10 protein-coding genes are annotated in these 24,810 nt (G+C 60.5%); all 10 read left to right on the top strand.

The genetic code is table 11. The features are described from left to right. Positions 1–134: 134 nt before the first annotated feature. Positions 135–782: a hypothetical protein gene (locus tag NLM32_RS34565; RefSeq protein ID WP_309144887.1), complete on the top strand. Its 648-nt coding sequence runs from the start codon at positions 135–137 to the stop codon at positions 780–782. Positions 783–1,045: 263 nt separating this feature from the next. Next, complete coding sequence (locus NLM32_RS34560; RefSeq protein WP_254133179.1) at positions 1,046–2,455, top strand: DUF2130 domain-containing protein; 1,410 nt, start codon at positions 1,046–1,048, stop codon at positions 2,453–2,455. Between the two features lie 34 nt (positions 2,456–2,489). Continuing rightward, on the top strand, positions 2,490–3,482 hold the full coding sequence (locus NLM32_RS34555) for a hypothetical protein (RefSeq protein WP_254133178.1): 993 nt from the start codon (positions 2,490–2,492) through the stop codon (positions 3,480–3,482). A gap of 1,190 nt (positions 3,483–4,672) precedes the next feature. Beyond that, positions 4,673–6,811: a type I secretion system permease/ATPase gene (locus NLM32_RS34550; protein ID WP_254133177.1), complete on the top strand. Its 2,139-nt coding sequence runs from the start codon at positions 4,673–4,675 to the stop codon at positions 6,809–6,811. Then, complete coding sequence (locus NLM32_RS34545) at positions 6,753–8,219, top strand: HlyD family type I secretion periplasmic adaptor subunit (RefSeq protein WP_254133176.1); 1,467 nt, start codon at positions 6,753–6,755, stop codon at positions 8,217–8,219. Before NLM32_RS34550 ends, NLM32_RS34545 begins: the two co-directional genes overlap by 59 nt. A gap of 6 nt (positions 8,220–8,225) precedes the next feature. Continuing rightward, complete coding sequence (locus NLM32_RS34540; RefSeq protein ID WP_254133175.1) at positions 8,226–9,281, top strand: hypothetical protein; 1,056 nt, start codon at positions 8,226–8,228, stop codon at positions 9,279–9,281. A 183-nt stretch (positions 9,282–9,464) separates the two neighbouring features. Next, positions 9,465–9,905, top strand: a complete 441-nt coding sequence (locus NLM32_RS34535) for a hypothetical protein (RefSeq protein WP_254133174.1) — start codon at positions 9,465–9,467, stop codon at positions 9,903–9,905. Continuing rightward, on the top strand, positions 9,902–17,209 hold the full coding sequence (locus NLM32_RS34530) for an autotransporter adhesin family protein (protein WP_254133173.1): 7,308 nt from the start codon (positions 9,902–9,904) through the stop codon (positions 17,207–17,209). The genes NLM32_RS34535 and NLM32_RS34530 overlap by 4 nt, the downstream gene beginning before the upstream one ends. Next, positions 17,142–22,640: a hypothetical protein gene (locus tag NLM32_RS34525; protein ID WP_254133172.1), complete on the top strand. Its 5,499-nt coding sequence runs from the start codon at positions 17,142–17,144 to the stop codon at positions 22,638–22,640. Before NLM32_RS34530 ends, NLM32_RS34525 begins: the two co-directional genes overlap by 68 nt. Before the next feature lie 33 nt (positions 22,641–22,673). Further along, entirely contained in the window at positions 22,674–24,590 is a 1,917-nt protein-coding gene (locus tag NLM32_RS34520) for a tetratricopeptide repeat protein (RefSeq protein ID WP_254133171.1), read from the top strand. The last annotated feature ends 220 nt before the right edge of the window (positions 24,591–24,810 follow it).

Raw genomic sequence — 24,810 nt, 5'->3', positions numbered from 1 at the left:
ACACTTGGGACGTCAATAAGCGCATAGCCGAAGCCAAACGTCTGACTGAGCGACTGGTCTAGCACGCCCACTACTTACTATATATCCGAGAGAACAATGCGATTGTCGTGTATTCGGATGTGCTGTCAAAATAGATCCCGCGATCCTATGCCGCCAATGCGTTCAATGCCTTCCGTGAGGCTATGCATCAAATCGAATTGGTGCGGCTCATTGCCTTTTGGGACCAGCCCCATGTCGACAACGAAACCATCCCAAGCGTTGTCGAGCTTGTTGACGACGACAAGGTCATCAGTGCCTTAGCAGATGCGGCGCGAGCGATGTACGGTGCCGCACCGGAACCGATGGACCCTAAAGCGTCTACCGAAGAGAGAGAAATCGCAGCGCGGGTGCTCAAAGAGTACAATGCCAAACGTGGCGAGGAGCACGCCAATCAGGCTGTTGAAGGTCTGCGCAAAGCGATCGCGGAGGCACGTGCGGTAAAATCGTCACCGCAGTTGAAGTCGATCCGCAATTTGCGCAACAAGCATGTTGCTCATTATCTCACGCAAACCAATGCGGAAAAGAACGGTGAGACGATCGCGCCAATGAAGTTCGGTGACGAGAAGCCCGTGCTTGCGGCCTCGCTGAGGGTAATTGAGCTGCTGTACTGCTGGGTGAACGGCGTAGGGATTTCGTTCGAACAATCGCAAAAGATCGACAAGAAATGCGCCGAGGAACTCTGGAGCAGCTGCAAATTCGAGATCGTTGATCGGTCAAAACCACCCCAAAGAACCGGGAATTGAAACAGTTGGAGTTCTGTTCGCCACGGGCAGCGGAGATGCCTTAATCAACGCCGTCGAGGATGGCCCGAGCATCGTGCCGTCGCGCCAGCGACGCCGCGGAAAGCCGGGGATTGCCCGAGCGAAATGCGCAAAATCGCGGCTTCCGGCTTGACCGCCTAAAGCGGAGCGTTCTAATTTTGTTCTCGCTGCGCTTGGAGGCTGATACCCGCCGGTCCGCGGCCAATTTTCCAATGAAACAGCAGCTGCCCATCCGGACAGGAACCATGAACGAGATCATCTGTCCCCACTGCGACAAGGCCTTCAAGGTCGATGAGTCCGGCTACGCTGAGATTCTGAAGCAGGTCCGCGACGCCGATTTCGCAGAGCAGCTCCACGAACGGTTGGAACTGGCCGAGCGTGACAAGCAGAGCGCCGTTGAATTGGCCAAGGCCCAGGTCAGCGGCGATATGCAAAAGACCTCAGCGGCCAAGGACGCCGAAATCCAAGAGCTGAAGTCCAAGCTTGAGGGGAGTGGCGTCGCCCAGAAGCTGGCCGTCACCGAAGCGCTCAGCGCCATCGAGAAAGACCGGGACAGGCTCGCGAATGCGCTGGCCGAGTCTGAGCGCGAGAAGAAAGCGGCCTCGGAGCTTGCTGAGGCTCTCTTGGCCGGCGAGCTGCACAAGGCCTCTGCTGCGAAGGAAAAGGAAATTCAGGAGTTGAAGGCCAAGCTCCAGGCCGTCGAGCTTGAGAAAAAGCTCGCCGTGACCGAGGCCGTCGGCACGATCGAAAAAGAACGCGATGAACTAAAGACCGGCATCAAGCAGGTCCAGCTTGAAAAACAGCTCTCTGAGCAGTCGCTGAAGGACAAGTATGAGACCCAGATCAAGGATCGCGACGACACGATTGATCGCCTCAAGGACATGAAGGCCCGGCTCTCGACCAAGATGGTCGGCGAGAGCCTCGAACAGCACTGCGAGATCGAGTTCAACCGGGTGCGCTCGATGGCGTTTCCGCGGGCTTATTTCGAAAAGGACAACGACGCGCGGACCGGCAGCAAAGGTGATTACATCTTCCGGGACTCGGATGACGCCGGCACCGAGATCATCTCCATTATGTTCGAGATGAAGAATGAGAGTGACAGGACCGCCACGAAGAGCAAGAACGAGGACTTCCTCAAAGAGCTCGACCGGGATCGCGCCGAAAAGGGCTGCGAGTATGCGGTCCTGGTCTCATTGCTCGAACCGGACAGTGAACTCTACAACGCGGGTATTGTGGACGTCTTCCACCGCTATCCGAAGATGTACGTCATCCGGCCGCAGTTCTTCCTGCCAATGATCACGCTTCTGCGGAACGCAGCTACAAACTCTTTGAAATACAAGACGGAGCTGGCGCTTGTTAAGGCGCAGAATATCGACATCACCCAGTTCGAGAGCCAGCTTGAGAGCTTCAAGAACGGTTTTGCCAGGAATTACGACCTCGCCTCAAGGAATTTCCAGACGGCCATCACCGAAATTGACAAGTCCATCGATCATCTGCAGAAGACAAAGGATGCGTTGATCGGTGCTGACCGCAATCTCCGCCTCGCGAACGACAAGGCGCAAGATGTGACGATCAAGAAGCTAACTCGATCTAATCCGACGATGGCGGCAAAATTCGCGGAGCTTAGAGGTCAGCCTGCCGAAGCCGCCGAGTAATGAGGCCCATGCCTAAGGCGGCTTCCTCAAAACCATGACTATTCCTCCACAGCTCTGGTCATTCACGGAGAAGCATCAGTGCTTCTTCAAGTTCAAAGAATGCCTTGCTGCCGATCAGTCGCCGTGCGGGGGCCAGATCGTTCGCGCTCACATCATCTCCCGCTCTCAGCTGAAGCAGATTGCCCGGGATGGCCACGTCGTCGCGGTCCCCACCTCGTTGCTGGCCATCATGAAGATGCAGCGGACAGAGTTCGAGGCAAAAGAGATTGGTGTGGGCGACTTTTCGACCATGAACTGTTTTTGTGCGGCTCATGACAAAGCGCTCTTTGCACCAATCGAAGACGCGCCGCTCGTTTGCTCGCCCGAGCAGCTTGCGTTGCTGCATTATCGGGCCATCGCTGCTGAGTTCTATCAGCGCAACAGCCAGCTGGAGTCTGCGGCATCCGAGCTGGATGACGAATCGAAGGATCTGCAGAACCTTAGATTTGTTTGGATTGCGATGTGCAACGAACAAGCCAGCGAGGAAGCGCATCAGGCGTTGGTCCGCACCGAGATGCTCATTGCGGCCCGGCGCTTCAATGAACTTGGTAGCCTAGTTGTACGTTTCGACGCAGTACCCGCGGTGATGGCCGCTGGCGCCTTCCGGCCAATATACGACTTCGCCGCGCGGCGTGTACAAAGGCCCGTTGATTTTTGTAGTTTTGTAGCGATGCACTTGCTAGCCGCGGACGGCGGAGCTGTTTTGGCTTTTACTTGGCTTCGACGCGACTTGCTTGCAGAGCAGTTCGTTCGTTCATTTGCCGCATTGCCCAGAGAGCAGATGGCTTCGCTCGCGGTTCAATGCGCGTTTGAGCACGTAGAATTCGCCTGCATGTCTGACTCGTGGTGGAACGGTCTGAGACGTTCGATGCAAGCCGCGCTGTTGGAGCGCGTTAGGCGGGCGAACTCTTTATCTTACCGTCGTTCGCCCCGTTGCCTATGTTATCGCATCCGCTATGCCGATTGGCCCGTCGCAGAAGTCCACTAATTTCAGCTATTTCTGCGATTCGCGCATTTCCTGCGCAGGGTGTTGATGGTGACGCCCGGCATTCTGCTGTCCGATCGTCGCTATCATGGGGCCTGCCTTAGGAGGAGAGGTTGGGTGCGTCGAGCGGGCATCGCTCCCAATTGGGAGAGCGGGGTGAGCTGCCTGATTCATCAGAAGGCCGGCCGACAAATGGAGTCAGTCCGCCAACTGATAAGGTTTCTAACAAAACGGAGTCAGTTCGACGACTGATAAGGAAAACGGCGAAACCTTATCAGTTGCTCTGCCAGAGAGCATCAGGCGCCGGCGGCCGTACGACCTCTGCTGACGCTTCCGATTGCATGTGTGTGGTCCGGGAAGAGCCTATCGCGGAAGCTCGGTCGTTCCAATGATGGATCGGGACGAGAGTTAAAAGTTTTCGGTGAGTTAGATGGCGGCGTGTGCACGACGTGTGTACCGGGAGATCAAGAAAAATCCATCGAAAGCCAGTGTGGTCGTTGTTCCTCGGGTAGTGCGAGACCCATGTAAATCTTCGACGTGTTGAGGAGTCGGGCCACATGTGTAGGAGGTGTCGACAGGCATCGTGTTGGATGCCGGCTCTCCGAGCCTAACCGTCAATCGTTCCCTGATTGGTTCCGAACCACACGGTCTGAGTAGGCAAGGTTCGTGAGCGTGTTTGAGCGCTGCATGATATCGCTTGGAATAGCGATCGAAATGTTTCGAAACAAATTGAGTCTTGCCGACATTCGAGGGTTGTATTTCTATTCATAGGCGCGTGAATGAAGGGGCTTCCAGCTTGGCGGCATTTGTCCGAAGATTTCGAATGCAGCAGGCTGGCAATAAGAACTAAGGAAGAGTGGGAAGTGGTGGTGCGTCGGGGCAATAGCTGGAACGTTGGTCAGCGCTGTTTGCGTTGAAGCCTCAAGAACAGAGGCGGACGAGTTCTTCTCAAAATTCGCGGGTGTGGATTAGTCGCTAGGCACGTGTGTGCTTCGCGGCCGGGGAGAGTTTGCGTCTCTGTCAGTGGCAGATCAGCGGTCGAACGATCGCAATTGGGGGTTGTCGATGTCAATTGGTCGAATTGTCACTGTTTTCTCGCGGAGACGACTCAAGCGTCTGTGCGTCCAGGCACAGTGAGGGGCATCGATGCGTTCCGGAACGGGTCTATAGTCGGGTTCGAGGCGGGCGGGGTTATGGAGTCGTCGAATAACAGCTCCGGCTTGCAATGCTTGCAACTGCTGTTGCGGTTTCACCAGATTTCGATTGATCCAGAGCAGATCAAGCATCGCTTCTCGGGAAGCCCAGTGGGGGTTGCTGAGATGCTGCTCTGCGCTCGCGAGCTGAGGCTCAAGGCACGCGCAGTGAGTTTTAGATGGTCAAGTCTCGTCAACCTGCCGCTACCGGCCATCGCCGAGCTTAACGATGGCGGCTTCCTGATCCTGGGCCTCGCAACGGCGGACGACGTGCTCATCCAGATGCCTTCGGTCGGCCGTCCGCAGCGCCTTCGCCGCGAGGAATTCCTGGCAAAATGGACCGGCCGGCTGGTAATGATGACGCGGCGAGCATCGCTTGCCGATCTCGCACGACGCTTCGATATCACTTGGTTCTTGCAGGCGATGCACAAATATCGGCGCCTGCTCGCTGAAGTGCTGGTCGCGTCCTTCTTTCTACAGCTCTTTGGGCTGGTCACCCCTCTCTTCTTCCAGGTTGTCACCGACAAGGTTTTGACTCATCGGGGCTACACCACATTGGATGTCCTGGTGATCGGGCTTGTGACGGTCTCGATCTTCGAGACCGCCCTTGGCGGGTTGCGTACCTACGTCTTCTCGCACACGACCAATCGGATCGATGTCGAGTTGGGTGCGAGGCTGTTCCGGCATCTGATCGCTCTCCCGATCAGCTATTTCGAGGCAAGGCGGGCGGGCGATTCCGTTGCGCGCGTGCGCGAACTCGAAAACATCCGCAACTTCCTGACCAGCTCGGCCCTGACCCTAGTCATAGACCTATTCTTCACTTTCGTCTTCTTGGCGGTGATGTTCTACTATTCAGTGGAACTGAGCTGGATCGTGTTGGGCTCGTTCCCGTTCTACATCGTGCTGTCGGCTGGGGTGACACCCATCTTCCGCCGACGGCTCGATCGAAAGTTCGACCGCGGTGCCGAGAACCAGGCCTTCCTGGTCGAGAGCGTGAGCGCGATTCACACGCTGAAGGCCATGGCGATCGAGCCGCAGACCCAGCGGCGCTGGGAGGAGCAGCTCGCCGCCTACGTCGGTGCAAGCTTCGACGTGCTCTCGCTAGGGAACTGGGCGAGCCAGTTGGTGCAACTCATCAGTAAACTCGTGACTGCGCTCACGCTCTATTTCGGCGCGCACTTGGTGATTGCGGGCGAAATGACGGTGGGCGAGTTAATCGCCTTCAACATGCTGGCCGGGCGCGTAGCCCAGCCGGTGCTGCGGCTTGCGCAGCTATGGCAGGACTTTCATCAGGCGCGCGTGTCGATCGATCGTCTCGGCGACATCCTGAACACCGTGCCAGAACCCGCCTTCAATGCCGGCCGAGCGGCGCTGCCGCCCATTCGCGGCGACATCAGGTTCGAGCACATTTCTTTCCGCTACCGTGTCGACGGACCCGTTATCATCGAGGATGCGTCCCTGCATGTTCCAGCCGGGCAGGTGGTCGGCATTGTCGGGCCGTCCGGCTCCGGCAAATCGACGCTCACCAAGCTCGTGCAGCGGCTATATGTCCCCGAAAGCGGGCGCGTGTTGATCGACGGCATCGATCTGACAGTTGCCGATGTCGCGTGGCTTCGGCGACAGATCGGGTCGGTATTGCAGGAAAACGTCCTGTTCAATCGGTCGATCCGGGACAATATCGCGCTGGCCGATCCCGGAATGCCGATGGAGCGGGTGATCCAGGCGGCCGAGCTGGCTGGTGCCCACGACTTCATTTTGGAATTGCCCGACGGCTATAACACGGTCGTCGGGGAGCGCGGCGCCAGCCTGTCCGGCGGCCAGCGTCAGCGCATCGCAATCGCGCGTGCGCTAGTGACAGATCCAAAGATCCTGATCTTCGATGAGGCGACCAGCGCGCTCGACTACGAGAGCGAGCACATCATCCAAGCCAATATGCGCAAGATGGCCAGGGGGCGGACGGTACTGATCATTGCGCATCGGCTCTCCGCCGTCCGAATGGCCGACCGCATCATCACCATCGAGCGCGGTCGCATCGTCGAGGACGGCACCCATGACGAATTAATGGCGCGGGGCGGGCGCTATGCGTCCCTCCACGGTCTGCAAAGCGGTGGCCATGGGGGGCTTCATGTCGTCTCTTGATGCGACCTCCCGTTCGCCGGACGCCACGGCGCGCCAGTTTTTGCCGGCCGCACTCGAGATATTGGAGACGCCAGCCTCACCGGTCGGGCGGGCGATCGGTGCGATTGTCATCGCGTTTGTCGCAGCCGCAATCATCTGGGCTGCTCTTGGGCAGGTCGATATAATAGCAACGGCTCCCGGCAAGATCGTATCGTCCGGTCGTACCAAGTCGGTTCAGCCGCTCGAGACCGGGATCGTCCGTGCCATCCATGCCCAGGACGGTGATCACGTAACCGCAGGACAGGTGCTGATCGAGCTCGATCAGACCGTCACCACGGCGGAGCAGCGTCGGACAAAACACGATCTCGTTGCGGCGGAGCTCGACGTGGCCAGGCTGTCGGGGCTGCGCGAGGCATTTCCGGACGGGACGCCGCCTCCGTCGCTGGTTGTTCCGACGGATGCGCCAACCGCCGACGTCGAGAAGACGCGTGCGGCGATGCTTGCCCAGGCGTTGGAGCAGGCCGCAAAGCTTGCCTCCTTGCGTCAGCAGATCGATCAGAAGCTTGCCGAGGCCGATGAGGTCAATGCGACGCTTGCCAAGATCGACGCATCAATGCCGATGTTGGAAGAGGAAGCGACCATCCGGCGTAAGGCGATGGAAATTCAGTTTGGCAACCGCATAGCCTATCTCGATGCGCAAGCGCGGCTCCTTGATCAGCAGAACGAACGGATCGTGCAAAGCCGCAAGCTGACGGAGGTCGCAGCCGCGAAGCAGGCTCTGGAGAAGCAGGTCGATCAGGCCAGGTCGGCGTATGAGCATCAGGTGTTCAGCGATCTTGCCGAGGCCGAGCGCAAAGTCGGTGAGCTAAGTCAGGATCTCGTCAAAGCGGAACGGAAGGTCGGCGAGCAGGTCTTGCGTGCTCCGATCGACGGTACAGTCCAGCAGCTCGCCATTCATACCGTCGGCGGGGTCGTCACGCCGGCACAGCAGTTGATGTTGGTCGTGCCGGACGACAGCCGGCTGGAGGCTGAGGTGATGGTGTCCAACCGGGACATCGGCTTTGTGGGGGATGGTCAGCCGGTCGAGGTGAAGGTCGATACGTTCAATTTCACACGCTATGGATTGGTGGAAGGCAAGGTGGTCAGCGTCTCCCATGACGCCATCATCAAGGACAAGCCGCCGGATCCGTCCGGTCGGACGAAAGGCGATGGTGCTTTGTCCGAATCGAGCGAGCCTGCCGGACAGGAGCTGCTCTACTCCGCACGGATCTCACTTGATCGAACCGAAATGCAGATTGACAATAGAACAGTGTCGCTCTCGCCGGGAATGGCGGTGACCGTCGAGGTCAAGACCGGCTCGCGTCGCATCATCGAGTACGTGATGTCTCCGGTGTTGCGCTATCGGCATGAGAGCTTGCGGGAACGGTGAGCACCAATGCAAATCAAACTTGCGCCTAAAAATGCTTCGATAGGGGCGCGTCCGATGGGCGGACGCATAAGGACTACGCGGACAGCATCGGGCCAGTTACGACAGGCAGCGACGGAGAAGAAATACACCGTTCTCGCGAGTGGTTTGGCTCGACTTGCGCTGCAAGTGGCTACGGGTTTGCTCGTTTTGTGCTTCGTGGTGAAGGCTCAGGGACAATCGTTTCCAAGTGAACCTGCCTGGCCGGCTCCTCAATCGGTGCCGTCGAGTTGGCCCGCCGATGCAGGTGCCCCCAAGGCCCAACAGACCCCACTGGCGGTGGCGTCTTCGAAGGATCTAGTGTGGCCGGAGTTCTGGGGCCTTGATCTAGTCGACGCGTTTTCCGACTGGAATGGAAAGTTCCTAGATCAAAAGGGCGTGCTAGAAGACCCGGCCGGAGGGCTCATTGTCCGCACTTATGTTTCCGAACCTGACGGCAGCGATCTCCAAGTCTGGGATGTCGATCTCGTCCACCGCAAAAGAAGTCGGGCAGGCAGCAAGGATGGTGGACTGACGGGCTATCAGACCGGGCAACTGGTCGACGATGGGACTACAGCAAACTCCCAAGCAAGGATCATCGTTGGTCAGTTGAAATTTGGTAATCAAACGGAGCCGTGTGAGGATCCGATACGGCAAACCTATGAGTTGCAGAACCTCCGTGCGATCAGCAAGGCGGGCCCTTCCGTTTGGGGAACAGAACGGCGGATCATGTTTCTTGTCGAAGGGTCGAACAGGAAAGAGGGGGCGCGAATTGGCGGATACTGCGGCGATCAGGGATATGCGCCGGTGCCGAATTTAAAGGCGTTCGTCACCACGACGGGTGGCTCAATGTTCAATCTACAGGACGATACCGCGCTTGTGCAGGTCGGCAATGGACGTGGTGTCTTCGGTGGACGTTCAAGCGCGGTTGTGAGGCTAGGGCGTGACCTCACCACTCACTTTCAATCGAAGTACTTCAAGGTGGTTGAGGCCGTCGACTACGAGAAATTGTTGAACGAGAGGGGCATCTTCGGAGCCCAAGCGTGACTTCTTGAAATGTTCAAATGACAAGTCAGATGAGGAAAGCTTTCTCATGGCCACGTTTTACGACAGCACAGAGTCTGGCTAGGGCCGGAATTAGCATCACGCCAGCGCGGCAAGCCACGCTCGACGCCATCATCGTGAAAGCGCTCTTGGCTGGATTTCGCAAATAACGCAGAGGATCTGACGATGAATGACGATGCAGAAAAGAGACGGACGTCTGGCGAAGCAGAAGGTCCATTTACTTCGGTTCAGCCGCCGACCGATGATGCATCTTCGAAGTACATTGTGTCGATCGACGGACCAGAAGGCCGTTGCTTCATCGCCTGGATCGGCGGGATGCCGGAGAGGGAGCACGCGTTCGTATATCGCGACAAGGACTACCACTTCTATTTCTACGCCCAGAGTCGCTGGGACGGGAAGACGACATACGACGTCGACGTCGAGAACGCGACAGTATCAAAATTTACAGGGCCGCATCCTCGGATCAGGGCGCAGGACTTTGCGCGAATTGAGCGAAACATAAAAGCGTTCTTCGAAGAGCGTTGGTTCATGAACTCGAGCAAGGTGCGCCCACCGGAAGAGATCTTCCGCAACCTGAGCTTCTCGTGGAAGGTGAGGTTGGTATGAGCGACATCTCTTCCGATGTCCTGGCGCAGCTCAATGCGGCGGCTACGCTCGACGACCTCCGTTCAGTCGCGTCGGAATTTTCGGCGGCATCGTCCAGTCCCAACGGGGTGCTGTACTCAGGCGCGTTCAACAGTAGCACCTATGCCTATCAAGTCGCGCCGCAAATCGCGCGACAGCTAGGCTGGGGATCGATCGACGCAACGGCGCGAGCCACACTTCTAAATAGCGCCGAATTCCAGGATGCTCTTCAGAGGATCCTGCAGGCTACGGAAGGATTGAGCGGCCAGGACTTGCTAACGGCAACTCGGCAGATGCTTGATAGCTCCGGGCCGAACGTCACAATAAACGGCCAGTCTGTCGGACGGTCGTTTTGGTCGGAGGCGTCTGTTGAATTCGCGTCGTCTCTCACGGGTGACGTCCTTACGATAACGGCAAATGCGCGTCCGACCAGTGTGTTTTCAGTTGATGAGGTTCAAGCGCTTCTCAGCAATCCAGATGGCGGCGCGGTCAACGGAATTCCGCGAAGCGAGCTTGTTGCGACATATCAGCAGTCGGGCCTGAACGCTGTCCTGGCGGAAGTGAACGGAGCATCACAAGCAGTCGTCGGAACAGATGGAATATTTGAAACAAATCTATCAGCCGACGGCACCAGGTTCATTGGTGCTAACGGGCAAGCGGCGCCGAGCTTCGAGCTCTCGGCGCAGGGGGCTGCGCGGCTTGGAGTGGATTCAAGCGAGTTCGTGCCATATCTGGAGGGACAGGCGACAGGCGGCCATGGCTCGCTCGCGAGCACTTACCAGACTGCGGGCGAACTCGAGGGGTTGAGTGGGGCGGAAGCGCCCTCCGAAGCGGCGACCGCTCTCGACGGAGCTTCGTCGATAAGACTCGGAAGCTATGCGTCCGGAGCGTTGAAGGTTCTCGGTGCCGCCGGAATTGCGTATGACACTCTCACCAGTTCGGCGGAAGCTGCGGAGCAGATAGAAAGCGGCAATACATCAGGTGCGGCACAGACGTTGACGGATTTGGCCGCGCGCCTCTACTTCGGACTGGAGGGAGGTGAAGCCGGAGCCGCTCTTGGGGCAGGATTGTTCGCCGAGACCGGTGCGGGCGCTGTCGTTGCTGGCGTAGTCGGCGGCTTGGTTGGAGGCGTTATTGGAGCTGTGGGCGGCCAGGCTGCGGTCAACTCGATCTGGAGCGCCGCGAGTAGTGTGCTCAGTTTTGTAACAGGCAAGTCCGAATCCGGCGTTAGCGCCGCTGCCGGTGCGAATGCCGAGCTGCAAAAAGAAGTCGATACGATCAGGCAGGATTTGCTCTCATCGGGCGTTCCGTCCGATCAGGTCGAGGAGTTCATCAATCTGGCTCAGGCGCAATGGGCGAGCGGGCTCCAGTCTAATCCGGACCTGACACTATCGGATGTAGCGCAGCAAATCATTGATAACGTCCAGTTCAATCAGCAGGTCGCCCCAACGGCGGGGACCGGGCCAACGGTAGCTGTCGAGCCGACATCCTCAACGGGCGGCCAGAATGTTTCCGTCTTTGACTCGCAGGGCAATGCGAGTGCGGATGTTGTTGAGAACGCCGACGGGTCGAGTTCGGCTGTGACCTACAACGGGTCGGGGACGGCGGTCGACGGAGCGTCGATCACTCCGAATGGAACGGTGTCCGAGACGGTGCAAAATCCGTCGGCTGGCACCTACACCCAGCAATATACAAGCTACGATGGCGACGGCGGTCAGGTTACGCAACGAATTCAATACGCTGCCGACGGCAGCGTCATTTCGAATCAAACGTTCACGTATGATGCCAACGGCATCGAGACCAGCGAAACGACAACTAACTCGGCGAGTAATCTGGACAACGCCTGGGCGGACGTGCAGCCGACGCTCGGCTCTGCGTTGCCATCGGGCGCCAGTGTGGATGCAACGACCCTGACGAATGACCTCGAACTGCAGGGCAGTGACGGGGATGCCACGCAACTGTTCGGCAGCGGATCATCCGGCCAGACCGTCATCACGGTGTATGACGTTCACGGGACGGATACGACGTCGCAGACTGCTGCGTCGGATGCCGATCCTGTGACGGTGGGGAGCATCACAGAGAGCAATCTCGCCGGTTGGCTGGACACCGACACGGGCGCCGCATCGAATGCGGGGCTGACGTCGATCTTCATCCCCAGCTATGAAGGAACACCTACGTCCGGCTCCGACTCGGTCGGGTCGCCTCTCGATCAATCGGGCTCCCTGACCTTGCCGGCGCAGACAGAGGTCACGTCCGACGAGCTCTACGACGGCATCAATCAGCTCAGTAACGACTACGCCGGCCAGGTCTACATCTTCGCCGACGACGGGCAGAGCGGCTTGATGACGCCGAGCCAGTTCCTGGCTCAATCGGTCGAGGCGCCGGATACAGGCACGACGTACGACGTCGTCTTCGCCGACGTCGTCAATGGCGTCGTCGAATGGTCCTCTCCCGTGCTGTTCTGGTTCGAGAACGTGCCGGACGGGGCAATTGTCCCCACGGCGGTCGATCTCAATACCAATCCGCCGGCGACCCTGGAGGAGACCTTTCAGGACGAGGTCAACGAGGTCTTCGTGCCGTGGGCGCAAAACTATGTGACGTCGACCGGACAGAGCGTCTCCCTGAACGGCAGCGAAATCAGCCCTCTCAACGGAGATGACGGCGACCTTGCCGCGCTGGAATATTCCGAACAGCAGGCCTATGCGAGCTATTTCTCGGACGGTTCGTCCGCATACACGTACGAGACCAGCTACTACAGCGACGATTATTATCTCGAGGATGACGACAGCGAGTACAGCACTGTCTTCTCGGATGACTCGGGCGACTTCGGGTACGGCGGCGGCGATGACGGCGGAGATTTCAGTGACGACAGCGGGGCCGACTTTCCGCTGGTGCTGAATCTCGCTGGCAAGCAGGTCCACACGGTCAGCGTCCAGGGCTCCGGCGTCACGTTCGATGTCACCGGCAATGGATCGAAAGCATCGACGGCGTGGATTACGCCGGACGAAGGATTTCTGGTCCTTGACCCCGACAACAAAGGCAGCATCACGAGCGGTGCGCAGTGGCTTCCGTCCTTTGCCATGCTCGCGAGCTTCGATGGCAATCACAACGGCATCCTGACGGCGGCGGAAGCCGACGCGGCCGGGATCAAGGTGTGGGTCGATAGCAACTCGGACGGGGTTTCGGAGAGCGGGGAGGTCTACAGCCTTGCGGCGCTGGGCATCGCATCGATCAATCTGAATGCGATGCTCACTGGCGTCTACGACAACGGCAATTTGATCACGGCGGACTCGACCTTTACCTGGACGAACGGCGAGACCGGCGACATCGCGGATACCTACCTGTTGAATGGCGCCGTCAGCTCGACGAACGTCGCCTACACCAGCCCGAACAGCGCAACGACCGTGGCGGCTGATGGAACCGTTAGCGAGATTCTGACGGGATCCAATCTGGCCGTCGACATGGGCGCCAGCGGCGTCAACACGGTCATCGACCGCGGCTCGAGCAATACGATCACGGCCGGAAGCATGTCGAACGCCACGATCGTTGGCGGGACGGACTCCATTCTGGTCGCGGGCTCCGCGAGCAACGTGACGATCACCGGCGGCCTCGATTCGAGGATCTATGGCGGGACGGGCGTGAATGTCCTGGTTGCGCGCTACGACGGCACGTCGATTACGACGGGCTCTGGCACCAACGACGTCGAGATCGACAGTGATGGCAACAGCGTATTTGCGGCGCTGGGCATCGACCAGATCAGGATCGACGGAAACTCGAATGTCGTGCAGTCGGGATCCAACGCAGAGGTCGCGATCGACGTCGATGGGTCCGGAAACACGATCGACGGAAGTGGTGCGGCTATCACGATTGAGGACGGCATTGCCGCTTCGCTCAATGGTAGCGGCAACACCATCGGCGAGGGCAGCTTTGCCGCGCTGACGGTGACGGGTGCGAACAACGCCGTCGAGATGACGGGGGCCGGCTCTATCGCGACGGTCAGCAATGGTTCGGTGGTGATCGACAGCGGTGTCACGACGGCGACGGTTGCTGGGATCTCCGACAACATAACTGTCTCTGGAGTCGATACGCGGCTCGAGCTGGCTGGTACCAGCGGCATCGTTTCCATGAACAACGGCGCGCTCGTGCTGGCTGCGGACGCGTCGGTGACCCTGAACGGGTCGGACGATGCGGTGACCGAAAATGCGGGCGCGGCGGTCGTGGCGAGTGGCGCCTCGATCGTCGTCGACATCGAGGGCGCCGGCGCAACTGCGACCCTCGGCGGCGGCGTTGTCACCGTGGAAAGCGGGGTGACGGGCGCGGTCGTCGATGGTAGCGGGAACACGATCACCGTCGCGGCTGGCTCGGCGCTGTCGATCGCCGGAACCGGCGATACGGTCAACGAGACCAATGGCGCACTGACGCTGGAAGCCAACTCATCCGCTGTCGTCACTGGCAGCTCGGACACGTTCACCGAGACGGGGGGAGATACGCTGACGTCGACGGGGTTCGGCGATACCCTCATAGTGACGGGTGCCGGGAATGCCGCGACCTTGGCCGGCGGGACGGTCACGGTCGGGACAGCGACACTGGCCGGGGCCGTCACGCTGACCGGCGACGATTTTATCATCACCGAGCAGGGCACGGGCTCGCAGGTCATCACCAGCGGCACGGACATCAGCTTCGATGTGACGGGATCGAACGATGCCGCGACGGTTTCAAATAGCACAGTGACCCTGGGTCTCGGTGCGTCACTCGTGCTGACCGGAAATGCCGACGCGATCACGGAGACCGGATCGGACACGGTCACCTCGGCTGGTACTGACGATACGCTCGCGGTCACCGGCACCGGCAACGTCGCCACGCTCGCCGGCGGTACGGTCAGCGTTGGAACGAACACCATTGCCGGCAGCGTGACGCTGTATGGCGACGGTTTTGCGATTCTGGAGCAGGGCCCGGGCTCGGGTGTGGTGGCGGGCGGAGCCGGTATCTCGCTGGATGTCACCGGCCAGAACGATACGGCGACCGTGTCGAATGGCACCATCATCTTGGAAGCCGATGCCTCCCTCACGCTTACCGGCACCAACGACGTCGTGACGGAGACCGGCTCGGATGCGTTGACTGCGACGGGAAGCGGCGATTCCCTCGACATTGCCGGTTCGGGCAATACCGCCAGCATCAGCAATGCAACTGTGATGATGGAACAGGGCGCCGCCGCTACGGTCAACGGCAGCTCCGACGCGATCACGGAGGATGCGGGCGCCACGATCGTAACAAGCGGGATGGCCATTACCGTCGATATGACCGGATCTGGCGCCGCCGCGACGCTGACCGGCGGCATCGTCACGATCGAAAACGGAGTCACGGATGCTGTTGTCTACGGCAACAACAATACGGTCACATCGCTTGGCACCGGATCGAACCTGACTATTGCGGGGACCGGAGAGGTCGTTGCAATGAGCTGCGGCAGCGTTGCGCTCGCAAATGATGCCTCGGCGACGGTCAACGGCAATTCCGACGCGATCTCGGAAGCCGGCTTGGGTCGATTGACGGCCACGGGAACGGGCGACACGCTTGATGTCTCCGGTATTGGAAATTACGCGACGATCAGCAGCGGCACGATCACCGTCGAGCCTGCCGCTCGAATCAATATCACCGGAAGCGCGAACAGCGTGGATCTGGGGGCGGGCAGTTCCGTCACGCTGAGCGGGAATTCCAACTCGGTGACCCAACAGTCGGACAGCACGCTGACGGCGTCGGGAACAGATATTGCGATCGACATTACAGGCTCCGGCGCCTCCACCACGGTCGCGGGGGCGACGATAACTGTCGAAAGCGGCGCGAGCGCCGTCATTGCCGGCAATAACAACAGCATTGCCGCCGTGGCTGCGAGCTCTGTTCTCACAATTGGCTCCAGCCAGGGCGACGACATTGCCATCAGTGAGGGCACGGTCACTCTTGAGGAAAGCGTGAACGCGACGATCGACGGCGACGCCAACGCCATCACGATCGATGAATACGGCGGAGCCACGATCGACGGAAGCAACGAGGTCGTCCTGGCCTATGCAAATACGTCGTCGACGGTCTCGGGAAACAACGAAGCGATGACGATCCTCGGTGGGGATGCGTCTATTAACGCGACGGGAAGCGACGATACGCTCGACGTCAAAGGGTTCAGCGACAGCGTGACCGTGATCGACAACGCGGATATCAGCGGTGCCACGGTGACGGTCGAACAGTCCGGGTCCCTCAAGATATCGGGCACCGCCGACACCATTGCGGAGGAAGGTGAAGGCACCGTCATCCTGCTGGATTCCGGCAACACGCTGAACGTCACGGGAGTTGGCAATACTGCGACGATCAATTTTGGAACGGTCTCGGTCGGTGCGAATACCGGCGTCGTCATCACGGGAAGCGCCGACACGATCACCGAGATGACGGCAGCAACTCTGACCGTGAGCGGCGCGGCCGACACGGTGGATATGACCGGCTCCGGCGCCTCTATGCGCGGCAACGGAGTAACCGTCACGCTCGAGAATGGCGTCACGGGGGTGACGGTCAATGGCACGGAAAACACGGTCGATGTTCTGGGCGATAACGCAACGTTGACGATTGTGGGAACCGCTGCCGTCACCATGAATGACGGCACCGTGGCGTTTTCGTCGAGCTCCGGCGGCAGTGTCGACGGCAGCGGCGACCTGATTTCAATGGATCAGAGTATCACCGGACCGATGACCATGAACGTCATTGGAGCCGGAAACACGCTCGACATATTGTCCAATGGAAATGCGGTCGTCGCGATCAGCGATGCCGTGGTGACCGTCGGGACTATCGCGTCCGTGACGATCAGCGGAGGCGCCAACGCGATCACGGAGCAGTTCGGCGCGACCGTCACCATCGAGAGTGGCGCCGGCAACTCGGTCGACATGGTCGGCAGCCTTGCTTCGGCATCGTTGTCGGGCGGCACGGTCACGCTTGAGAGCAGCGTCGAGACCGCCATTCTTAGCGGCAGCAACGACGCCATCACGGCGCTCGAGCAAGGGACAACTATTGAGCTGAGCCAGGGAACCAGTGATACGATTTCCGTCAGTGGCGGCACGCTATCGCTGCGGAACGCATCCGCGACTGTCACCGGAAGCAACGACGCAATTGTCGAGCAGGGAAGCGCGACCGTCGTCTCGCAAGGGGCCAACAACACGCTGACCGTGAGCGGGACCGGCAATGCCGCTTTCCGTGACCGGCAGCGGCAACACCGCGACGATCAACAATGGGACGGTTACAGTCGGTAGTCTGGGCGGCGTGACGATCAGCGGGACGGCAGACGCAATCAGCCTTGGCTCCAATGCGAGTGTGACCGTGAGCGGCGGTGGAGCGAGCGTCGACGTCACTGGGACCGCTGCGCGTGCGACGCTTTCGGCCGGAACCGTGACCATAGAAAGCGGTGCGAGCGCAACCGTCAGTGGCAGTAATGATACGATCACCGTTCTGGGAACGGGATCGGTGCTCTCTCTGAGCTCAGAGAGCGGCGACATCGTATCGATCAGCGGTGGATCGGTCTTGCTGAACAATGCGACCGCGACGATCAACGGCAATTCCAACGTCGTTACGGAGCAGGCCAATTCGACGGTCACGCTAAATGGATCCGGCGACACGTTGACGGTCACCGGGGCGAACAACACGGCAACGCTCGCCGGCGGCGCCGTGACGGTTCAGAGCGGCGGTGCGGTGACGCTGACGGGCAGCAATATTGCCGTGTCCGAGCAGGGCAGTGGCACGGTCGTGCTCGGGGCGGGCGGCACCAGCGATACACTGGATGTTGTCGGCACAGGCAATAGCGCGACGATCGGCAGCGCGGCGGTGACCGTCGAGAGCAACGCGGCCGTTGCGATCACGGGTTCGTCGAACGCGATCACGGAGAAAGCCGGGTCGAGCGTGTCGCAGAGCGCTGCCGGCGGGACGGTCGACATGACCGGCTCCAACGCATCGGCGACGGTCACGGGCAGCACGGTGACGGTCGAGAGCGGCGTCACTGCCGTCACGATCGGCGGAAGCAGTGATGCGATCAATGTGCTCGGCAGCGGCTCCTCCGTAACGGTAGGCGGCACCGGGCAGACCGTGTCGTTGAGCGGCGGTTCGGTGACATTGAGCAGCGGCGCAATTGTGACGTTGAATGGGAGCTCGGATGCGATCGCGGCGACCGGCTCCGACACGGTGACGTCGACTGCGGCGGGGCATACGCTGACCGTGAGCGGCACGGGCAACGCGGCGACGCTCTCCGGCGGTGCGGTAACGGTGCAAAACGGCGCCGTTACGTTGACCGGAGCCGGCTTTGCGATAGCTGAGCTGGGGAGCGGGAGCGTTATCCTGGCGGCGACCAGCACGGGAGACACGCTGGACGTTGCCGGAACCGGCAACGCCGCGACGATTAGCCATGCCGCCGTGACCGTGGAAAGCGGCGCTGGCATCACGATAACCGGCACCTCAGTTGCCATTACCGAGGGCTTGAACGCCACGGCCGTCACCAGCGGCAGCGGGATGGCAGTCACGATGACGGCCAGCGGCGCCGTAGCGACTCTGAGCAGCGGAACGGTCACGATCAGCAGCGGTGTGACGGGCGCGACCGTCAACGGCAACTCGGACACCATCACCGTTGCGGGAACCGGTGCCTCGCTGACGACGACGGGGACCGGGGATACGGTCTCTCTGAGCGGCGGTAGCCTGACGCTGGGCACCGGCGGTTCGGCGACGGTGACCGGCAGCTCCGACGCCATTGCGGAGACTAGCAGCGGGAGTGTGACCTCGACCGGTGCGAGCAACAGTCTCACCGTGACCGGTACTGGAAATGCCGCGACGCTGGCCGGCGGCACTGTTATCGTTCAGAGCGGCGGTGGCGTGACGCTGACGGGCAACAATTTCGCGATATCCGAGCATGGAGGCGGCAGCGCCGTTCTTGCCTCCACCAGTACCGGAGACACGCTGGATGTGTCCGGGACCGGGAACAGCGCGACCATCAGCCGTGCGACGATCACGGTCGAGAGCAACGGCACCGTGACTATTACGGGAACGTCGGACGCAATCACCGAAAATGGAGGTGCCTCCGTCGTCGTGAGCGGCAGCGGCATGTCCGTCGACATGACAGGAAGCAACGCGACCGCAACGTTGACGAGCGGAACAGTCAAGCTCGAAAGTGGCGTGACGGGCGCGATCATCGGCGGTAACAGTGACGCTATCACCGTGGTGGGTACGGGCTCGACACTGACGGTGACGGGAACGGGCGACACTCTGGTCACGAGCGGTGGATCCATTGCGCTGCCGACGGGCACACAGGTGACGGTCACGTCGGCTGGTTATGAGATCGACCTTGCGACGAGCAACTCCTCCGTATCGGTTTCGAATGCGACCGTGACGCTGGAGAACGGCGTCACCGGCATTACTGTTACAGGTAGCAGCGATACAATCTCGGCGTTGGGGACAGGTTCTTCACTCACGGTGAAGGGGACCAGCGACACGCTGACGATGACCGGCGGAACTGTAACCTTAAGCAGCAGTGGCTCGTTGACCGTCAACGGCAACTCGGATGCGATTGTGGAGAGCGGGTCTGATACGGTGACCTCGACGGGTACCGGAGACACGTTGACGGTGAGCGGGACGGGCAACGCGGCAACGCTGGCCGGCGGGGCCGTCACGGTTCAGAGCAGCGCGGCCGTGACGCTGACCGGCAGCAATTTCGTCGTGTCGGAAGCCGCGAATGGGACCGTGGTGTTCAGCAGCGGCAGCACGAGCGATTCGCTCGATGTGACGAGCACCGGCGAGAAGGCGACCATCAGCAACGGTACTGTGACGGTCGAGAACAGTGGGGCCGTGACGATTACGGGCTCGTCGAACACGATCACGGAGAAGACCTCATCGAGCGTGTCCGGCGCAACTGGCGGTACCGTCGACATGATGGGCTCCGGCGCGACGGCGACGGTGACGGGCAGCACCGTGACGGTCGAGAGCGGGGTGACGACAGCGACGATCGGCGGGAGCAGCGATACGATCAACGTGCTTGGCACCAGTTCGTCGCTGACTGTCGCCGGCACGGCCCAAACGCTGGCAATGAGCAATGGGACTTTGACGCTGAGCAGCTCCGGAGCGTCTGTAACGCTAAACGGCAATTCGGACGCGATCACGTTGAGCGGGACCAGTGCCGCAGTGACGTCGACTGGGTCCGGTGACACGTTGACGGTGAGCGGGACGGGCGAAAAAGCGACACTGAATGGCGGAACCGTCACGGTTCAGGCGAGCGGCTCTGTAACCTTGACCGGAAATAACTTTGCGATCTCGGAGAAGGGCAGCGGTAGTGCTATCCTGAGTACGAGCAGCACCGGCGATACTCTGGATGTCACGGGGACCGCGAACAGTGCGACGATCAGCAATGCAACTGTGACGGTTGAGAGCAGTGCGGCGGTCACAATTAGTGGTTCGTCGGACTCGATCACGGAAAAGGCGGGATCGAGTGTTTCGGGAGCGACCGGCAGCACAGTCGACATGACGGGCTCGAGCGCGACGGCAGCGGTAGCGAACAGCACCGTCACGATCGAGAGCGGCGTTACGGGTGTTACGATTACCGGAGCCAGTGACACGATCACTGCCGTCGGAACGGGGGCGACGATTACGCTGGGTGCAGGCACCTCGGCGACGATCAACGCCACCTCGGACGCGATCGTGGAAACCGGAAGCGGTACTGCGACGGTGACGGGGGCCGGGAATACGCTGACGGTCACGGGCACGAGCAATGCGGCGACCCTGGCCGGTGGCACGGTGGTCGTTGGCACATCTGCGGCGGCGGGCGGTGTTACGCTGACCGGCGACAGCTTTGTGATCACGGAGGAAGGACCAGGCTCTTCCGTGGTCGCGAATGGGGCGAACGTCAGGCTTGATATGCAGGGAGCGGGCGATACAGCCACGACCAGCAGCGCAACGGTGACGATCGAGTCGACGGCAACGGCGAACAGCACGACGGCCACTGTGACCGGAAACTCGAACTCGATCACGGACAACGCGGCCGGCACTGTGAAGGCCACGGGCACCGGAGATTCGGTCGACCTCGTGGGCGCCTATGGTCATATCGTGACGGTGTCGAACGGCACTGTGACGCTTGAAAGCGGGGCGAGCGGCACCATCACCGGAGCCAGTGACACGATCACTGCCGTCGGAACGGGGTCGACGATTACGTTGGCTGCTGGCGCCTCGGCGACGATCAACGCCACCTCGGACGCGATCGTGGAAACCGGAAGCGGTACTGCGACGGTGACGGGGGCCGGGAATACGCTGACGGTCACGGGCACGAGCAATGCGGCGACCCTGGCCGGTGGCACGGTGGTCGTTGGCACATCTGCGGCGGCGGGCGGTGTTACGCTGACCGGCGACAGCTTTGTGATCACGGAGGAAGGACCAGGCTCTTCCGTGGTCGCGAATGGGGCGAACGTCAGGCTTGATATGCAGGGAGCGGGCGATACAGCCACGACCAGCAGCGCAACGGTGACGATCGAGTCGACGGCAACGGCGAACAGCACGACGGCCACTGTGACCGGAAACTCGAACTCGATCACGGACAACGCGGCCGGCACTGTGAAGGCCACGGGCACCGGAGATTCGGTCGACCTCGTGGGCGCCTATGGTCATATCGTGACGGTGTCGAACGGCACTGTGACGCTTGAAAGCGGGGCGAGCGGCACCATCACCGGAGCCAGTGACACGATCACTGCCGTCGGAACGGGGTCGACGATTACGTTGGCTGCTGGCGCCTCGGCGACGATCAACGCCACCTCGGACGCGATCGTGGAAACCGGAAGCGGTACTGCGACGGTGACGGGGGCCGGGAATACGCTGACGGTCACGGGCACGAGCAATGCGGCGACCCTGGCCGGTGGCACGGTGGTCGTTGGCACATCTGCGGCGGCGGGCGGTGTTACGCTGACCGGCGACAGCTTTGTGATCACGGAGGAAGGACCAGGCTCTTCCGTGGTCGCGAATGGGGCGAACGTCAGGCTTGATATGCAGGGAGCGGGCGATACAGCCACGACCAGCAGCGCAACGGTGACGATCGAGTCGACGGCAACGGCGAACAGCACGACGGCCACTGTGACCGGAAACTCGAACTCGATCACGGACAACGCGGCCGGCACTGTGAAGGCCACGGGCACCGGAGATTCGGTCGACCTCGTGGGCGCCTATGGTCATATCGTGACGGTGTCGAACGGCATTGTGACGCTTGGAAGCGGGGCAAGCGGCACGATTGCCGGAAGTAACGATGAAATCGTCTTCTCCGGAAGCAATACCGTCACAGCCAGCGGCACTGGCCAGACCTATAGTTTCGGCTCGGGCGATGGTACAGGAGAGATCAAGGCTGTTAGCTCGAGCACCGGAGCCGTAAGCTTTGGTTCCGGATTGAGCGATGAGAGCCTGTGGTTCGTCCAGGTCGGCAACAACCTCCAGATCGACATCCTGGGCAGCAGCGACAAGTTGACGATCGATGATTGGTTTGGCGGCAGCCCAACTGCTTCGGTGCAGTCGTTCACGGCCGCAGGACTGAAGCTCGACAGCGAGGTGGCCCAACTGGTGTCCGCCATGGCCACCTATACCGCGAACAATTCCGCCTTCAATCCTGCAACGGCAACCCAGATGCCAAGCGATTCTAGCCTTCAGAGTACGATCGCCTCCGCCTGGCACAGTTGATCGTGACGTGTCGCGTTCTCCGGCAGTGCAGCCATGTTGAGCGAAGAAGTGGAAGCCGAAGTGCCATCAGCTCGCTTTGAGGCAGCCGACCTCAAGGCGATGTTCGACGAGGCTGTCCAGGATGCGCTGGTGGGTCGCTTGGACAGTGCGGAGCCGATGTGTGACGCGATTCTGCGAGATGCCGAGGATCACGACGGCGCTCTGAACTTGAAGGGCGTCATTGCGTATCTGAGGGGGCAGACAGAGCCAGCGGGAGAGTTCCTGGAGCGGGCGGTTGCGATCCAGCCGTCGAACGCGAGCTATCGTGTGAATTTCGCGAAGGCTCTCGCTGCGCGCGGCCGAGTGGTGGATGCCGAGCGGCATCTTCGAGAGGCCGTGCGTCTCGACCCGAACAACACGGAAGGACATCTGAGCCTTGCCGAGGTGCTCCGATCTCAGGGGCGGCTCGAGGAAGCGCGCTCGTGCCTATCGTTCCTCGTGACCGTACGGCCGACGGACGCTTCCTTGCGGGCTGTCTACGGCAGCCTGCTGCAGGATCTGGGGTGCTCCCGCGAAGCGATGGTGCAGTATCGCGAGGCCTGCCGCCTGGATCCGAACCGCGCTGAGGTCCTCAACAACCTCGGCCTCCTCCTCAAGGCCGACGGAGATCCTGACGAAGCGGAGGCGCAATTCCGACGCGCCCTCCAGATTCAGCCGTTGCGGGCCGAGGTCTTCAACAACCTCGGAAACCTGTTATGGGAGCAGCGCCGGGCCGTCGAAGCTCAAGATTATTGCCGCGAAGCGCTGAGATTATCGCCAGGCTATCCAATGGCGCATAACAATCTTGCGAATGCGTTGAAGGAATGCGGCGATTATGAGGGGGCCGAATATCACTATCGGGAAGCGATCCACCTCAAGCCAGACTACGCCGAGGCCCATAGCAACCTTGCGGTACTGATCGGGCACAGCGGCCGTTTGGATCCTGCGATAGATCTCTATCGACGAGCCATTCAGTTGCAGCCGGATTACAAGGAGGCGCACCGCAATTTGGGAATGACCCTGCTCGGCGCCGGACGGTTCGAGGAGGGGTGGCAGACCTACGATACCCATCGGAAGGCGGTCCCGCGGCCCGACCTGACGGGGCCAGTTTGGGACGGAACCGATCTCGATGGCGGCGTTCTGCTCGTCCACGCCGAGCAAGGCTTCGGCGATGCCATTCAATTCTGTCGCTTCGTCCCCTTGCTCAAGGGCCGTGCACGCGTCGCGTTCGAGGTTCCTCCGCAACTCGCCGAGTTGTTAACTCATCTGCCCGGAGTTGAAGACGTCATTGTCAGGGGCGCGTCTCTGCCGACCTATCGGGCGCATTGTGCGTTGATGAGCTTACCTCGCTGGCTGGACATCACGCCGGAGAAAATTCGAGGAGAGGCGCCGTATCTATCGGTCGATCGAAAGCGTGTCGCCGGGTGGCGCAGTCAGGTCGAAGCTCTTCCCGGGCTGCGCGTTGGCCTGGTCTGGGCGGGAAATCCCGCTCTGGCGAACGACAGGCAACGATCGATTGACCCGGATAAGTTCGGCATCCTCGGCGCCATTTCGGGCGTCTCCTTTGTGTCGCTTCAAAAGGAGATGACGCCAATACGTCCGCGGCGATTGCCGACCGAATTGCCTTTAGCGGATTGGACGGACGAGCTCCGCAATTTTTCTGAAACGGCGGCCTTGATCTCTTGTCTTGACCTGGTCATCACCGTTGACAGCGCAGTCGCGCATCTTGCGGGCGCACTCGGTCAGCCGGTCTGGCTGTTGAACCGGTTCAATAGTTGTTGGCGCTGGTTGCTCGATCAGGAGCGGCACCCTTGGTATCGCACGCTTCGACAATTCAAGCAATCCCGTCCGGGCGATTGGGATAGCGTGCTCACCAGTGTCCGAGAGCAATTGGCTGCTCTCGTGAAAGTCCAGTCGCGACGATCACCGTAACGGGAGGCTCCCACGGATAGACGGCGCGTCGGCCAGGATATCGCTTGAAAGGTTGGAATCGTCTGGTCCCGCAGCGTCACGTTCGGCAAAAACCATCGACGCGCGCAGCGGCTTCTCAGCTTTTTCCAGGCCTGCGCATTGCATGGTGTGCAGCTGCATAGTCTTCAGAAGGGCCCTCCGGTCGCTGAATTGACCTTGCTGTCGCGGGGGAGGGCCGATC

The organism is Bradyrhizobium sp. CCGUVB14 (assembly GCF_024199935.1).
In the GTDB taxonomy this organism is placed as follows: Bacteria; Pseudomonadota; Alphaproteobacteria; order Rhizobiales; family Xanthobacteraceae; genus Bradyrhizobium.
This window is presented reverse-complemented; position numbering and strand designations above follow the sequence as displayed.